This is a genomic window from Kitasatospora sp. NPDC086801 (genome assembly GCF_044745805.1).
Taxonomy (GTDB): Bacteria; Actinomycetota; Actinomycetes; order Streptomycetales; family Streptomycetaceae; genus Kitasatospora.
This window is the reverse complement of the sequence record NZ_JBIVAX010000039.1, coordinates 14628-29603: the sequence shown is the minus strand read 5'-3', so window position 1 is coordinate 29603 and position 14976 is coordinate 14628. Positions and strand designations below refer to the sequence as shown.

The following is a 14976-nucleotide window of genomic DNA, read 5'->3' as shown; positions in this document are numbered from 1 at the left end:
GACCCGGCCGTCGGGACGTCAACGGACTCGATCCGTGCAGCCTCGGTCAGAGCCCGGAGTTCCGGTCGGCCATCAGCTGCACCAGGTCTTTCGCTCGTCCACGCATTCCATCGCGATCACGCCGTAGTACGCGCACGGGGAGGTCCGCGGCGTCAGGTAGTCCTGCGGTGCGGGTCGGCACCCGCCGTGCCCCCGCCTGTGCGTCCGGAACGCGGCGAAGGCAACGGACGGGTTGCCGCCCTGGGCCCTACAGCGATGATCAATCCTGCCGAACACCCAAGTCAATCCACCGGTTTGCTGGGGAACCTCCAAGCGCTACCTTGGATCCCCGTGACCCTTGACGACCTCCGCGTCTTCGCCGCGGTCTGCCGGGCCGGTTCGCTCAGCGCCGTCGCCCGCGACCTGTCGTGCACCCAGTCCGCCGTCAGCCAGCACGTGAAGCGGCTCGAACGGGAGCTGGGCCTGACCCTGATCGAGCGGCACCCCCGAGGGGTGGTACCCACCAAGGCCGGCCGGCTCCTCCAGTCGGCGGTCGCCACCGGCCTGGGCGGCATCGACCACGCGCTGCGCAGCATCGGTGAACTCGCCCGCGGCGAGGGCGGATCGGTGCGGATCACCACCGGGGCCACCAGCATCCGGCACTTCATGTCGGCCGCCGTCGTGGACTACCGCCGACGCTTCCCGCTGGTCAGCCTGGAGTTCCAGACCGAGGTCTCCAGCCGCAGTTGCTTCGAGGCACTCACCGCAGGCCGGGTCGACCTGGCCTGGATCACCCTCGGCACCCCGGTGCGCGGGATCGAGCAGCGGCCGGTCGTCGAGCTGCCCTGGGTGCTCGCCGTCGCCGCCGGCGACCCCCTGGCGGCCAGGCGACGCCTCGAACCGGCCGACCTTCAGGACACCCGGCTCATCGGGCTGCCGCAGAACTCGGTGTCCCGGTCCCAACTCGACTCCTGGCTGGGCAAGTCGGGCATCCGGCCGGTCTTCGACACCAGCGTCGCGGACTGGGACACGGCGATCCTGCTGGCCGAACTGGGCCTCGGGCACGCCGTCGTCCCCGCCCTGCCGCAGTGGCAGGGCCCCGGCCACCCCGGCCTGCGGCTGCTGCCCCTGCCCGCGCTGCCCGTTCTCACCGCCGGCTGGGCCGTCCGCCGCTGGGACACCCTCTCGCCGCTGGCCCGCGCCTTCGCCGACACCGTCGCCGAGCACTGCGCCCGCCGGCCCCCGACGGACTGAACCTCCCCGGACGGCCCGGTTCAGCAGGTCCGACCGCCCGTGAGCACGTCGCCGCCCGCGCAGGTCCGCCTGCACGAGAAGTCGGCCCGTCCGACGTCCTGCTCCGACGTCCTGCTCCGACGTCCTGCTCCGACCGTCCTGCACTGGCGCCCTGCACTGGCGCCCTGCACTGGCGCCCTGCTCCAGTGCCCTACTCCCCCGCCCCGCCGCGCGCGGCCCGGGTGAACCGCGCGCCCCACTCCTCGACGAGGTCGAGCAGTTCGGGCGGGCCGAGGACGCGGAAGTCCGCGCCGAGCGAGCCGAGCGCCATGGCCGGCCAGTCCAGCGAGTCGGCGGTCATCTCCAGGCGGCAGCGCCCACCGTCGACCTCCTCGACGGTGCCCCACCGGCCGACCCGCGCGCGGACGGTCGCGGCCGGGGCGTCCACCAGCGCCGCCACCCGGTACGGGCGGGGCACGCCGTGAAGACCGGCCCGGACGAACTCCGCGGCGTCGGCGGCGGGCAGCGGACGGGGCCCGAACCGGACGCCGCCGCCCTGCGGCGCGCTGAGCCGGTCGAGCCGGAAGGTGCGCCAGTCCTGCCGGTCGAGGTCGTAGGCGACCAGGTACCAGCGGCGGTGCAGGCAGACCAGCCGGTGCGGTTCGACGTCCCGTTCGGCGTGCCGGCCGTCGGCGGCGGTGTAGGAGAAGCGCAGCCGCTCGGTGTCCCGGCAGGCCAGCGCGACCACGGTGAGCCGGTCCGGGTCGACGCCCGGCCCGGCCGGGGCGCCCCCGCCGACGGGTACGGTCACCGCGCGCAGCGCCTCGACCCGGCGCCGCAACCGGGCGGGCATCACCTGCACCACCTTGGCCAGCACCCGCACCGAGGCCTCGGCGATGCCCTCCACCGGGCTCTCCGCGGCGGCCTGCAGGCCCACGGCCAGGGCGACCGCCTCCTCGTCGTCGATCACCAGCGGGGGCAGGGCGGCACCCGCGGCGAGTTGGTAGCCGCCGTCGACGCCGCGCTGCGCCTCCACGGGGTAGCCGAGTTCGCGCAGTCGGTCGATGTCGCGGCGCAGGGTGCGGATCGAGACCCCGAGCCGGTCGGCCAGTTCCTCGCCCGGCCAGTAACGGTGGGTTTGGAGCAGGGAGAGCAGTCGCAGCGTCCGGGTGCTGGTGTTCGCCATGACTCCGATCATCCCGGAATTCAGGCCAGAAAGTGGCCGCTATCGCGTTTAGCGTGGACCTTGTCCGAAGGAGCAGGAACCGAACGGAAGGCCACACCATGACCAGCACCGCGACCCCGAACAACAGCACCACCACCGGCGAGCGCGCCGACCTGCTGGCGGCCCTGGCCAAGCAGCGGCACTTCCTGCGCTTCACCACCCGCGACCTCACCGACGAGCAGGCCGCCCTGCGGACCACCGTCAGCGCACTGTGCCTGGGCGGCCTGATCAAGCACGTGAGCGCGGTCGAACGGTTCTGGGTGGCCTTCATCGTGGAAGGCCCGTCCGCGATGCCCGATTTCAGCAGCTTCACCGAGGCCGACTTCGCCCGCCGTGCGGACGAGTTCCGCCTGCTGCCCGGCGAGACGCTGGCCGGCGTCCTGGCCGAGTACGCCGAGGTGGCCCGCCGCACCGACGACCTGATCGCCTCCCTCCCCGACCTGGGCGCCACCCAGCCGCTGCCGAAGGCCCCCTGGTTCGAGGCCGACGCCGAGTGGTCGGCCCGCCGGGTGCTGATGCACATCGTCGCCGAGACCGCCCAGCACGCGGGCCACGCCGACATCATCCGCGAGGCCCTGGACGGCGCGAAGAGCATGGGCTGACGCCGGTGGACGGCCTGGGCGCCCGGGGCCTGTCCGGCGGATCCGCCGGACAGGCCCCGGGCCGCCCCTCCCCCTCGACCGGTTGCCGGGGGCGGGTCAGCCCCGGCCGACGAAGGTGAAGCCGGCCCCGCCGACCGCGCTGCGGAGCACGGCGTCGTCGAGCGGCTGCGCGGAGACCACGGTGACGCAGCCGGTCGGCGCGTCAGCGCTGACGCCGGTGACGCCGGGGAGGGCGGCCAGCCCGGCGCTGACCGTCTTCTCGCAGTGGCCGCAGCTCATGCCGTCGACGGTGAGGACGGTGGTGATGGACATGACGGTGCCTCCGGTGAGGTGAGATGGGTGGGTGGGTGGGGAAGCCCGGCCGGGCCCGCTCGGACGCGGCCGGTGATCAACGTGCACCACCACAGCGGAAAGCGCCGCCGACACCGAGGGACACGCCGCACGGGTGGCACCTTCGAGTGGTTCCGGGAACCGATCGGGCCGCGCGACCGACGGGCCGCCGTCGACCGGCTGAACTGGCGGCCCGCTTTCACCCGTTCCTCCCTATATGACCCTCCCCCGTCATGACCGAGCCCGTCCGAACTCCGCCTAGACTCGTCTGATCCCGACCGAACCCGCCCAGGAGCCGTTCACCGCCATGTCCAGCCCGACGCCCCACACCTCCATACCCGGCGGGCCCACCGGGCCCGACCAGACCGCCGGAACGAGGGCTCACCTCGCGACCGGGGGCGGCCGATGAGGAGGTTCACCGGATTCCGGCGCTGGCGGCTCTGGCACGGCGCGCTCGCCCTGGTGGTGGCCGGCGCCGTGACCGCCGGCCTGCTGTGGTGGCACCCGTGGGCCCCGGGCGACGGGCAGAAGCCGATGGAGTTCACCACGGCCGCTGGCGGCTCGCCCCGCTTCGGCACCGGCGAGCACCTGTACCGCTACAAGGTGCGGGCGGAGAACGGGCTCGCCGAGAGCCCCGGGCAGTTCGCCGCCGAGGTCGACGCGGTCCTCGGGAACGTCCAGTACGGCTGGGCCGCCGGTGGCACCGCGTCCTTCCAGCGCATGCCCGCCGACCCGGTGGACTTCACCGTCTACCTGGCCACCCCGGAGACCACCGACCGGATCTGCGGCCAGTACGGCCTGGACACCGGCGGCACGGTGAACTGCGGTGTGGGCCACCAAGTGGTCATCAACCTCAAGCGCTGGACGGAGCTGTCGGAGTTCTACGTCGGCAAGCCCGAGCTCTACCACGCGCTCGCCGTCAACCACGAGGTCGGCCACATCCTCGGCCACGGCCACGTCGACTGCCCGGGCGCCGGCGCGCCGGCACCGGTGATGATGCAGCAGATCAAGGGCCTGCACGGCTGTGTCCCGAACGGCTGGCCCTACTCCGACACCGGCGCCCTGCTCACCGGCCCGCCCGTCCAGGCCCCCACCTCCGCTCCCTGACGGCCCGCCCCTCCCGTCCGCGGCCGGCCGCCTGGCCGCCCGGCTGGCGTCAGGACCAGGCGGCCGGCAGCGGACGGGCGTGCAGTACGTCCAGCCGGGACACCGCCCGGGTCACGACCACATAGAGGCGGTGCAGGCCGCGCGGTTCGGCCTCGACGATGGCGGCGGGCTCCAGCACGATCACATGGTCGTACTCAAGTCCCTTGACCAGCGAGGCCGGTAGCACCGTGACCCGCGCCGGGGTGCCGACCTCCGCCGCCGACGCGGCCGCCACCCCGGCCTCCCGCAGTGCCGAGGCGGCCCCCGGGGCCTCCGCGTCCGCGGCGATGACCGCGATCGACCCCTCCCGCTCCAGCGCGCCGCGCACCACCTCCACCACCGCCCGCCCCGGGTCACCGACTTGATGTACCGTCAGTTCGCCGTCCTGGCGCAGCGAGCGGGCCGGTGGGACTCCCACGTCCAGCGCGGCGAGCAGTTGGTTGGCCAGGGCCAGCACGGCCGCCGGCACCCGGAAACCGGTGGTCAGCGGGACCACGGCCGCCTGCGGCTTGCCCAGGTGGGCCAGTTGCTCGGGCCAGCTGCGCGCCGACCACGGCGCGGTCGCCTGCGCGAGGTCGCCGAGGACGGTGAGCGAACCGAAGGCACTGCGGCGGGCGATCGCCCGGCACTGCATCGGCGAGAGGTCCTGCGCCTCGTCGACCACCACGTGGCCGAAGCCGGCCGGCCGCTCGATCAGCCCGGCCACCTCGTCGAGCAGCAGCAGGTCGTGCCCGGACCAGCGTGCGCTCTTCGGCGAGCGCGGCGGCCGGTGCCAGCGGATCGCCGCCTGCTCGGCCGGGGCGAGCAGGCCGTCCGCGGCCTCGGCCAGGACGGCGGGGTCACCGAGCAGGGCCGCCAGCACCGCCTCCGGGCGCAGCGCGGGCCACGCCGCGTCGAGGAAGGCCGCCACCGGCCGACAGCGGCCGATCCTCGTCCGCCAGGCTCCACCCTTGATCCCGGACCGCCGCTCGGCCCGGTCCTGGAGTGCGGCCACCACCCGGGTGCGGAGGTTTTCCCGGCCGATCGCGTACGGCGCGTCCTGCTCGCGCAGTTCGGCGACCATCCGGTCCAGTTCGTCCGCCGGGACGCGCCAGCGGTAGGAGCCGTCCGGGACGACCAACGCCTCGGAGCCGGTCGCGCCGACCCGCCCGTACAGCGCCCGGCGCAGCACGGCCGCCATCCGGGCGTCCTGCTTGACCACGGCGGCCCGCTCGTCGTCGTCCGCCTGGACGGGGTGCGTGGCCACCAGGTCCTCGACGGTGCACTGGGCGATGTCGATCTCGCCGAGCGCGGGCAGGACTTCGGCGATGTAGCGCAGGAAGGTCGGGTTCGGGCCGACGACCAGCAGGCCACCGCGCTGGATCCGCTGGGGGAAGGTGTAGAGCAGGTAGGCGGCGCGGTGCAGGCCGACGGCGGTCTTGCCGCTGCCCGGCGCGCCCTGGACGCACACCGACTCGGTCAGCCCGCCGCGCACCAGCGCGTCCTGCTCGGGCTGGATGGTGGCGACGATGTCACGCATCGGCCCGGTCCGTGGGCGTTCGATCTCGGCGGTGAGGATGCCGCCGGCGCCTCGCCGCCCGCCCCGCGCCTCGGCGCGGCTCAGGTACTCGTCCTCCAGGCCGGTGAGGTCCTCGGGCACGCCGGGGCTCGACGGCGCCCAGCCGAAGCGCCGTCGCCTCGCGAGGCCGAGCGGCCGGTCGGCGCTCGCCTGGTAGAACGCCCGGGAGACGGGGGCCCGCCAGTCGATCACCAGCGGCGGCGCGGCCGGGTCGGCCGAGATCCGGCGGCGGCCCACGTGGTAGCGCTGGCGCCGGTGGTCGCCGGTCTCCGGGGCGTCGTCGAAGTCGAGCCGGCCGAAGAACGCCGGGCTCAGCGGCAGTTCCCGCATCCGCCGGGCCCGGGTCCGCAGGTAGCGGCCGAGGGCCTCCGCGCCGGCACCGTCGCCGGAGACGTCCTCCGCGGCGACGACCTGGTGGTCCGCGTCCTCGACCTGCCGGGCCAGTGCCGCCCGGCAGGCCTCGACATGGGCCCGTTCGCCTTCCAGCTCCCCGTCGAGACCGGCCGCCTTCCGCTCGCCGTCCGCGCGCCGGAGGTCTCCCGCCATCGCCGCACCCCTTTCCCCGCCACTTCCCTGCCACCGGTTCCGCCCGGCCGTGCGCCCGCAGCACGTACGCACGGAGCACGTGCGCACGGAGCACGTGCGCACGGAGCACGTGCGCACGGAGCAGCATAACTGAACCCAGTTAAGAGAATGACCGAGTTGTGTTTTGGGCGGGGTTCGGGGATCGACGAGCGCCCGAGGCCTCCCCGGCCGCCCCTCCCGCGGGCGCCGACCTCGCCCTCGGTGCTCATCCGCGCATGCCGGAGCACGGATAATCCTGTATCGGACCAGGTCGTGGTCCTGATCGTGCTCATGGAGGAACAGCGTTGAACGGTATGCCCGCCGGAGAGAGCCTCGACTACCGGCTGCTGCTGGACGCCGCCGCGGCGGCCGCGCGGGCGACCGGCGGCCAGGGGCACGTCGCCGACTACATCCCGGCCCTCGCCACGGTGGATCCGGACGCGTTCGGCATGGCGGTGGCCACGGTCGACGGCGAGCTGTACGGGATCGGGGACTGGGAGCGGCCGTTCTCCGTCCAGAGCGTCTCGAAGCTGTTCACGCTGGCGCTGGCGCTGGCACACGGCGGGGACACGGTCTGGCGCGGGGTGGGGCGGGAGCCGTCCGGCAACCCGTTCAACTCGCTGGTGCAGCTGGAGAGCGAGCACGGCATCCCGCGCAACCCGTTCATCAACGCCGGCGCGCTCGTGGTGACCGACCGCCTGCAGACCATGACGGGCGACGCCGCCGGGGCGGTCCGCGAGTTCCTCCGCCGGGAGTCCGGCAACCCGCTGCTCGACACCGATCCGGTCGTGGCCGCGTCGGAGGCCGAGCACGGCCACCGCAACGCCGCCCTGGCCCACTTCATCGCCAGCCACGGCAACCTGGAGAACCCGGTCGAGACCGTCCTCGACCACTACTACGCGCACTGCGCGGTGTCCGCCAGCTGCCGGGACCTGGTCCTGGCCGGCTCCTTCCTGGCCCGCTACGGGGTGCGCACCGACGGCACCCGGCTGATGTCGCGCAGCGAGGCCAAGCGCGTCAACGCCGTCCTGCTCACCTGCGGCACCTACGACGCGGCGGGCGAGTTCGCCTTCCGGGTCGGGCTGCCGGGCAAGAGCGGCGTGGGCGGCGGCGTCCTCGCCATACTGCCCGGGCGGGCCGCGGTCTGCGCCTGGGGCCCCCGGCTGGACCAGGCCGGCAACTCGGTGGCCGCGGTCACCGCCCTGGACGCCCTGACCACCCTCTCCGGCTGCTCGATCTTCTGACCCGCCGACTGCCGCCCCGGCGTTCGACGGGCTCGCGCACCGTACCTCGGCCGTCGCCCAACTTCTGGCGTTGATCCGACTGTTGGGCACCGACCGGCCGGTCGTCCATGGCATGCTCCAGGCGGGGGTGCCGATCGCGACGACGATCGGCCGGCCATGAGGAACACGACCAAGAGGAAAGTGGGGGTCCCGTCCCATGCGAACCGCCGTAGCAAGCTTGTTGGCCCTGGCCGGCGCGGCAGGGCTGGTGCTCAGCTCGTTCCAACCCTGGTACGCGAAGAGCGATCCGAGGTCCGTGCCGGTCGCCGACCTGTTCCGGGGCATGTCGCCCACCCGCACCACGTCGACCGGCATGTCGATGTTCCTGCTGCTGGCCGTCGCCGCGGCGATCGCGGTGCTGGCGCTGCTGGTGCGCTCGCGCCCGGGCCTGCTCCTGGCCGCCGTGGTCGCGGTGGTCACCGGCGTGCTCTGGGTGTACCAGAAGGGCCGGGAGCTGAAGCCGCTCTCCCTCGGGATCGGCGATCTGGAGAACGGCTTCTGGAGCGCCTGCGGTGGTGTCCTGGTGGTCCTCCTCGCCCTGGCCGTGCTGCCGCCCAAGCGTTCCTGAGCCGTCCCGCCTCCCGGCCCGGTCGCCCCCACGGCGGCCGGGCCGGAGTCGTTCCACGGCGGCCGGTCCGGAACCCGGCCGGACCAGGGCCCGCGCCCGGCCACGGCTCCGGGCCCGCAGGTGCGTCAGATCGCCTTGGTGCGCTGGTCCCGCCGCTGGCGCCAGGTGGCCATCTGGCCGTAGATGCGGATGCGGGCGCGGGCGACGGCGCCGATCGGCCGGTGGTCCTGGAGTGCGTGGGCGATGCTGAAGGTGAGTTCCTCGGCGAGCTGGTTGCGGGCGGCGGTGCGGAACTCCTGCCGGGGGGCGGTGACGGTGGCGACCTTCACCAGCGGGGCCCGGTCCGTGCTCCATTCGACGGCGATGTCCTCGACGGGCATGGTGTCGGGGTCGGTGCGCAGTTGGACCATGAAGTCGAAGGTGGCGTCGGTCTGGGTGAGGTGCTCCTGGAGGTGGTCGCTGAGGTAGTGGTCCTCGTGTTTCTCGCGCCCCGGGCTGGTGTACGCCGAGGTCGGTACGAGGGCGTACTTGACGACCTGGTCGGGGCCGAGCAGCGAGGCGGTGTTGCTCCAGTAGGGGATGTCGGCGGGTGAGGTGGGGGTGATGACCGCCTTGGCCAGGCCGGCGAGGACGTGCGGGTGGCTGGTGAGCATCTTGGCGGCGAACCTGGCCGGTTCGAGGGTGATGACGTCGTGGAACAGCTTGACGGTGCCGAGCGGGATGGCGGGGGTGTTGAGCAGGATGAAGTCCTGGGTGGTGGGCTCGTCGCTCTCCGGGATGCGCTCGCCGGGCACGTCGTGCAGCTTGATGGCCGCGCCGCGCAGGTCCTTGACGTCGTCGGACTGCGGTTTGCCGTTGCCGCTGGAGAAGCGCAGCCACCCCTCGTAGGTGTGCGGCCGGGCGAAGACGCCGACGCGCAGGTTGGCCGGCAGGTCGGGCTCGACCGCGAAGGTGATCTTCACGAGCCCGGTGTGCTTGGCGTGGGCGGCCCGGCCGGTGGCGCCGGGCGGGTAGTCCTTCTCCTGCTGCCGGTTCATGGCCTCGATCATCTCGGCCACGAGTTGGTCCTCGTTCGGCTCGGGCGTCTCGAACCTGGTCAGGGTGCTCATGGATCTCCTGGCCCTCGCGGGCTGGTAGTGGGGCCGCGCGACCGGCCAGCGGGCGGGCGGAAGCAGGCACCCGGCGGATCCGCGGGCCCGCCTGGTGACTCCAGGCTGGGACGGCCGGAGGGCGGACGCCACACGGGGCCGGCCTCCGTGCGACCGGTTGGCCCACGCGACTCCAGACGGAGTCAACCCTTCCCCATCACTCCCTATATTCACCTTCACTTCCCTCATCAAGGTAGTTTAAGGATAGGAATCGACCTACTGAGCGAGCTGGAGTACGGAATGACCATCTACACCTCCGACGAGGGCGCCCGCCTCCTCGCCCGGCACTACACCGCCCTCCTGGAGCGCTGGCCCGTGCCCGCCGAACGGCTGCACGTCCCCACCCGACAGGGGTCGACCTTCGTCCTGGCCTGCGGCCCCGAGGACGCGGCGCCCCTGGTCCTGCTGCACGGATCCGGGGCGAACGCGGCGATGTGGGCGGACGACGTGGCCCTGTGGGCCCGGCACTTCCGCGTCTACGCCGTCGACGTGATCGGCGAGCCCGGCCTGAGCGCCCCCGTACGCCCCGCACTGCACTCCGACGCGCACGCGCTGTGGCTGGACGACGTGCTGGACGCGCTGCGCGTCGAACGCGCCGCCTTCGTGGGGACGTCGCTGGGCGGGTTGCTGGCCCTCGACTACGCCATCCGCCGCCCGCAGCGGGTGGAGCGGCTGGCACTGCGCTGCCCCTGCGGGATCGGCCGCCAGAAGTGGGGGGTGCTGGTCGCCGCGCCGTTCGTGCTGCCGTTCGGGGAGTGGGGACGGCGCACGATGCTGAAGCTGGCCCTGGGCCCCACCCCCACCCCCGCCCGGCCCACGGCCGAGGAACGCACCTTCGGCGCGTACGTGCTGCTCATCCACCGGCACTTCCGGCCGCGGCGGGAGAAGCTGCCGGTCGTCACCGACGCCGACCTGGCGGGCCTGGACATGCCGGTGCAGGTCACCATCGGTGGCCGCGACCGGCTCATCGACTCCCACGACACCCGCCGCCGGCTCCAGCGGGCCGCCCCCCGGGTGTCGGTCACCTTCCTCCCCGAGGTCGGCCACCTGCTCAGGGACCAGACCCGGCCGGCCCTCGACTTCCTCCTCGCCGAGGAAGGCGGCCCGCCCCGGGCCTGAACGCGAGCGGCCCCGTTCTCCACCGCCCGTCGGGGCGAGGAGCACGGGGCCGTCGTACCGGGCCGGTTCGCACCGGGCCCGCACGAACCGGGTCAGGACCGCGCGGCGGACCTCACGGAGCGCGGATGACGGGCGGCGGCAGCGCCGGCAGGACGGCGACGGCCGCCGCCGCCTGCGGCGCCACGGGCGGAGCGGCGGGGACGCTCGACGACCGGATCGGGGATCGTCACGGGGATACCGGTCGGAACGCGGGCGCCGGTGAGGCGGGCGAGCTCGTCGTCGTCGGAGTGGACCCGGGTGGCCGTCGGGGCGATGCCGGCGGTGGCCGCCAGCCGGGCCATCTGGCGGCGCTGGTTGGGCAGGACGAGGGTCACGACGGTGCCGGACTCGCCGGCCCGGGCGGTGCGGCCGCCCCGGTGGAGGTAGTCCTTGTGGTCGATCGGCGGGTCCAGGTTGACGACCAGGTCGAGGCCGTCGATGTGGATGCCCCGGGCGGCGACGTTGGTGGCGATCAGCGCGGTGACCTGCCCGGTGCGGAACTGCTCCAGGGTCCGGGTGCGCTGGGGCTGGGACTTGCCGCCGTGCAGGGCCGCGGCCTTCACCCCGTTGGCGAGCAGGTCCTCGACCAGCGCGTCGGCACGGTCCCGGGTGTCGGTGAACATGATCACCCCGCCGTCCCGGGCGGCGATCCGGACGATCAGGGCGTTCTTGTCGAAGTTCTGCACATGCAGCACGTGGTGCTCCATGGTGGTGACAGCTCCGGCCGACGGATCCACCGAGTGGGTGACCGGGTCCTTGAGGAAGCGGTGCACCAACCGGTCCACGTTGCGATCCAGGGTCGCCGAGAAGAGCAGCGTCTGACAGCCGACGGAGACCTGGTCGAGCAGCTCGGTGACCTGCGGCAGGAAGCCGAGGTCGGCCATCTGGTCGGCCTCGTCCAGGACCGCGATGCCGACGTCGTCCAGTCGGCAGTGGCCGCGCTGGATCAGGTCCTTCAGCCGGCCGGGGGTGGCGACGACGACCTCGGCACCCCGGTGCAGCACCTGGGACTGGCGGCCGATCGACACCCCGCCCACCACGGTCGCCATCCGCAGCCGCACCGCGTGCGCGTAGGGGGTGAGCGCCTCGGTGACCTGCTGCGCGAGCTCCCGGGTGGGGACCAGCACCAGGGCCAGCGGGCTGCCCGGCTCGGCCCTGCGGCCGGCGGCACGCGCGGCGGTGCGGGCCAGCACGGCCAGACCGAAGGCGATGGTCTTGCCGGAGCCGGTCCGGCCCCGGCCGAGCACGTCACGGCCGGCGAGCGAGTTCGGCAGCGTGGTGGCCTGGATGGGGAACGGCGAGGTGACGCCCTGACGGGTCAGCGTCTTCAACAGGGCCGCGGGCATGTCCAGTTCGTCGAACGACTCGACGGCCGGCAGGGCGGGGGTGGTGCTGACCGGGAGTTCGAACTCCCGCTGGGAGCTGCGGCCCTGGGCCCGGTTCGGGGCTCCGGTGCGACGGTGCGGGCTGCGGTGCGACGAGCGATTGGAGCGGTTCATACGGAACCTTCCTCATGACGGCACGTCGCGAGGAAGGCTCCACTGCGCGGGCGCGCGGAGATCGCAAGAAACGGGCCGGAGAATGTGCCGGGCGGGGGCGCGGACGATGCGGCCGGGCGAGGCATGGACGGTGCAGCCGCCGACGGGCGGGCGCCGGTGCGCGGTCGGCGCAACACGGCCCGCGCGGGGACGGCGGACGACGGCCGAAGGCGGATCCACAGGGCCCGGTACGGCCGGGGCGGCCTGGCGGCCAGGACGGCCGGAGGCGATCGGGGTGGAACGGCCGAGGGGCCCGCACCGGGCGTAGTGCACGGTGCGGGCCCCTCGCTACCAGGCGAGTGCCGTGGCAGAGAACTACAGCGGGCGAATGTTCTCGGCCTGCGGGCCCTTCTGGCCCTGCGTGACGTCGAACTCGACCTTCTGGCCCTCGAGCAGCTCACGGAAGCCCTGGGCGTTGATGTTCGAGTAGTGGGCGAAGACGTCAGCGCCGCCGTCCTCCTGCTCGATGAAGCCGAAGCCCTTTTCCGCGTTGAACCACTTCACGGTACCAGTAGCCATAAAAAAATCTCCTTCGAGAGACTGTACGAAGTCCGCACCGTGCGGACGCCGAGTCGCCGCGATGAGCACCCGCCGGGGAAAGAGCCGGAAAACAAAAAATGCGCCTGCAATACATCAGCAGGCGCACACAAAGTTCATGGGAACCACTACTGCAACTAAATCGACTGTAGCAGGCCCGGGCTCGCCGCGGTGGACATCCCGCACCCGGCTTTTCCGGCCCCTCCCCCGCGGGCGGCGCTCCCCCGCCGGCGGGGTCGGCAACGGGAGGTGCCGCCACGGCAGTTGGGGCGTCGGCGGCGGGGACCGGCCGGCCGGAGAATTTTTTCGGGCCGGGCGGGCCGGTGAGCCCCGGCCGACTGGTGGTGCACTGTCACCCGGCGGGGTTCCGGCCCTCCGGAAGGGTCCACTCCCCGGTTTTTCGGAGCATACTGATCGGGATGACGAAATCACCGGCAGTCCGGCGCCACCTGCCCACCAGTCCCTTCAAAGCCCCGGCCGAGGTGCCCCGCAAGCGGTTCGCCGCGGGCGACCGGGTCACCCACGACAAGCACGGCCTCGGCCGGGTCGTCGACGTCGAGGACGGCAGCGACATCGCGGTCCTCGTCGACTTCGGCTCCCGCCAGGAGCGACTCACCCCTCCGTACGCCGAGATGTGGAAGCTCTGACCCGGGGCTTCCCCCGGGACACCAGGGCCCGGGCCCCGGAAAGATCCACAAGACCTTTCCCAGGACGCCGGACCGTGCGTAGGCCGTAGGACAGGCCGTGCGCACGGTCACGCGCCCGGCCTGCACCGAACCGTGCACGACACCACCGAAGCGGCCTGCGGCGCAATAGTCTGGGTGCATGTCGAACTCTGATGAGCTCCTCGTTGACATCGCCGCCATGGTGGAGTCCGAGCACAGCAACCAGATGTCCTTGACCGTGGTGGTCCCCGGAGCGGTCATCACCGGTCGGCTCGCGCCGATGGCCCTCTGGTTCGAGCGGGTGTCGGAAGTCCTGCACACCTCACAGCACTTGAAGCCGTTCGCCGCCCTCTTCTCCCCGCCCTCCGGGACCGTGCCCGCGCGGCCGACGCACCTGCACCTCCACCGGGCGCGGATCCTCCAGGGCGACTTCGGGTTGCCCCACACGGGCGGCATGTACCGCATCGCCATCGAGGACGTGAGCAGCTGGACGGTGGGCGACCTCAGCTACTCCGACGCCTGACGCCCGCCTCCCGACGGGCCCCGGGCGCCGCGCCGCCACCCGCGGCCCGTCGGCGCATCCGAAGGCGTGCCCGCGCGTTCGGGCACGCCACAACAGGGGCGCGGCAGGCCCGCGCCGCGCCGTCAGCGGCCGGTGAGGGAGCGGGTCTCGGCGGCGTAGAGCTCGGCGGGGTCGAAGCCCATACCGGTGAAGTGACCGGCGAGTTCGAGGGAGAGCACGCCGTGCAGCCGGGTCCAGACGGCGAGCGCGAGGCGGAGGACCGACGGCGGGGCCGGGTGCTCCCCGGCCCAGGCCCGGTGTTCGGCGAGGTGGGCGTCGAACGGGGACGGCGACGGCGAACCGGCCGGTGACCGCGGCGCGGACGACTGCTCGGCGCGCGGCTGCTGCGCGGACGACTGCTCGGCGGTGCAGGCGTCGAGCAGGACGGCCATGATCTCGCCGGAGATCCGGGTGGTGTCCTCGGGCGCCCGGTAGCCGGGCACGGGGGTGCCGTAGACCAGCAGGTACCGCTGGGGGTCGTCCAGGGCCCACCGGCGCAGGGCCTGCGCCAGCCCGTCGAGGTCGGTACCGGCCGCGGCGCGGGCCTGGAAGGCGTCGGCGAGGCTGCGGTAGGCGTCCCGGACGAGTTCGGTGATCAGCTCGTCGCGGCCGGCGAAGTACCGGTAGAGGGCCGGGCCGCTCATGCCCATCCGCTTGGCGATGGCGTTGAGGGACAGGGCGGAGGCCCCGGCGGTGGCGATCTGCTCCCAGGCGCGTTCCTTGATCTCCTCCTGCACCTGGGCGCGGTAGCGCTCCCGGGGGGTCCTCACATCCGACGCGCCCATGCCCGCCTCCAGGTCTCACGACTACGGCACCACTATTTCGTTAGAGGCTATCACTCTCCCTCTTGACCCTCACTGACGCCTGGAGTTATAACTTC

The 14976-nt window shown here is 73.3% G+C and carries 15 protein-coding genes; 8 read left to right on the top strand and 7 right to left on the bottom strand.

All coding sequences use genetic code 11. The features are described 5' to 3' along the window. Positions 1-330 precede the first annotated feature (330 nt). Positions 331-1233: a LysR family transcriptional regulator gene (locus ACIPLC_RS30170; RefSeq protein ID WP_400476190.1), complete on the top strand. Its 903-nt coding sequence runs from the start codon at positions 331-333 to the stop codon at positions 1231-1233. Between the two features lie 190 nt (positions 1234-1423). Here ACIPLC_RS30170 and ACIPLC_RS30165 read toward each other — a convergent pair whose 3' ends face one another. Next, positions 1424-2398, bottom strand: coding sequence for a helix-turn-helix transcriptional regulator (locus tag ACIPLC_RS30165; RefSeq protein WP_400476189.1), 975 nt, complete (start codon positions 2396-2398; stop codon positions 1424-1426). Between the two features lie 98 nt (positions 2399-2496). On the opposite strand from ACIPLC_RS30165, the gene ACIPLC_RS30160 reads away from it, so the two are divergent. Further along, positions 2497-3039, top strand: coding sequence for a DinB family protein (locus ACIPLC_RS30160; RefSeq protein ID WP_400476188.1), 543 nt, complete (start codon positions 2497-2499; stop codon positions 3037-3039). A 96-nt stretch (positions 3040-3135) separates the two neighbouring features. Here the strand turns inward: ACIPLC_RS30160 and ACIPLC_RS30155 are convergent, their stop codons facing one another. Further along, positions 3136-3351, bottom strand: coding sequence for a heavy-metal-associated domain-containing protein (locus tag ACIPLC_RS30155; protein ID WP_400476187.1), 216 nt, complete (start codon positions 3349-3351; stop codon positions 3136-3138). Between the two features lie 423 nt (positions 3352-3774). On the opposite strand from ACIPLC_RS30155, the gene ACIPLC_RS30150 reads away from it, so the two are divergent. Further along, on the top strand, positions 3775-4476 hold the full coding sequence (locus tag ACIPLC_RS30150) for a DUF3152 domain-containing protein (RefSeq protein WP_400476186.1): 702 nt from the start codon (positions 3775-3777) through the stop codon (positions 4474-4476). A gap of 49 nt (positions 4477-4525) precedes the next feature. Here the strand turns inward: ACIPLC_RS30150 and ACIPLC_RS30145 are convergent, their stop codons facing one another. Further along, positions 4526-6619 carry a HelD family protein gene (locus ACIPLC_RS30145; RefSeq protein WP_400476185.1) on the bottom strand — a complete coding sequence of 698 codons (2094 nt, stop codon included), beginning with the start codon at positions 6617-6619 and terminating at the stop codon, positions 4526-4528. A 332-nt stretch (positions 6620-6951) separates the two neighbouring features. On the opposite strand from ACIPLC_RS30145, the gene ACIPLC_RS30140 reads away from it, so the two are divergent. Both ACIPLC_RS30140 and ACIPLC_RS30135 read left to right on the top strand, forming a co-directional pair. Further along, positions 6952-7881, top strand: coding sequence for a glutaminase (locus tag ACIPLC_RS30140; protein WP_400476238.1), 930 nt, complete (start codon positions 6952-6954; stop codon positions 7879-7881). A gap of 196 nt (positions 7882-8077) precedes the next feature. Further along, positions 8078-8488 (top strand): hypothetical protein, encoded by a 411-nt coding sequence (locus ACIPLC_RS30135; RefSeq protein ID WP_400476184.1) that lies wholly within the window; start codon positions 8078-8080, stop codon positions 8486-8488. A 125-nt stretch (positions 8489-8613) separates the two neighbouring features. Here the strand turns inward: ACIPLC_RS30135 and ACIPLC_RS30130 are convergent, their stop codons facing one another. Next, the gene (locus ACIPLC_RS30130; protein ID WP_400476183.1) at positions 8614-9597 is read right to left on the bottom strand and encodes a hypothetical protein; all 984 of its coding nucleotides are present in this window, start codon (positions 9595-9597) and stop codon (positions 8614-8616) included. 279 nt (positions 9598-9876) lie between these two features. Here ACIPLC_RS30130 and ACIPLC_RS30125 point away from each other — a divergent pair, with 279 nt between their 5' ends. Continuing rightward, positions 9877-10755, top strand: coding sequence for an alpha/beta fold hydrolase (locus ACIPLC_RS30125; protein ID WP_400476182.1), 879 nt, complete (start codon positions 9877-9879; stop codon positions 10753-10755). Between the two features lie 92 nt (positions 10756-10847). Here the strand turns inward: ACIPLC_RS30125 and ACIPLC_RS30120 are convergent, their stop codons facing one another. Both ACIPLC_RS30120 and ACIPLC_RS30115 read right to left on the bottom strand, forming a co-directional pair. Beyond that, positions 10848-12293, bottom strand: a complete 1446-nt coding sequence (locus ACIPLC_RS30120) for a DEAD/DEAH box helicase (RefSeq protein ID WP_400476181.1) — start codon at positions 12291-12293, stop codon at positions 10848-10850. Between the two features lie 354 nt (positions 12294-12647). Beyond that, the gene (locus ACIPLC_RS30115; protein WP_063350360.1) at positions 12648-12851 is read right to left on the bottom strand and encodes a cold-shock protein; all 204 of its coding nucleotides are present in this window, start codon (positions 12849-12851) and stop codon (positions 12648-12650) included. 437 nt (positions 12852-13288) lie between these two features. Between ACIPLC_RS30115 and ACIPLC_RS30110 the strand changes: the two genes are divergently transcribed. Next, positions 13289-13516 carry a hypothetical protein gene (locus tag ACIPLC_RS30110; RefSeq protein WP_063350359.1) on the top strand — a complete coding sequence of 76 codons (228 nt, stop codon included), beginning with the start codon at positions 13289-13291 and terminating at the stop codon, positions 13514-13516. A gap of 178 nt (positions 13517-13694) precedes the next feature. Next, entirely contained in the window at positions 13695-14057 is a 363-nt protein-coding gene (locus ACIPLC_RS30105) for a hypothetical protein (protein WP_400476180.1), read from the top strand. Positions 14058-14179: 122 nt separating this feature from the next. Here the strand turns inward: ACIPLC_RS30105 and ACIPLC_RS30100 are convergent, their stop codons facing one another. Further along, positions 14180-14881 (bottom strand): TetR/AcrR family transcriptional regulator, encoded by a 702-nt coding sequence (locus ACIPLC_RS30100; protein ID WP_400476179.1) that lies wholly within the window; start codon positions 14879-14881, stop codon positions 14180-14182. Positions 14882-14976: the final 95 nt, after the last annotated feature.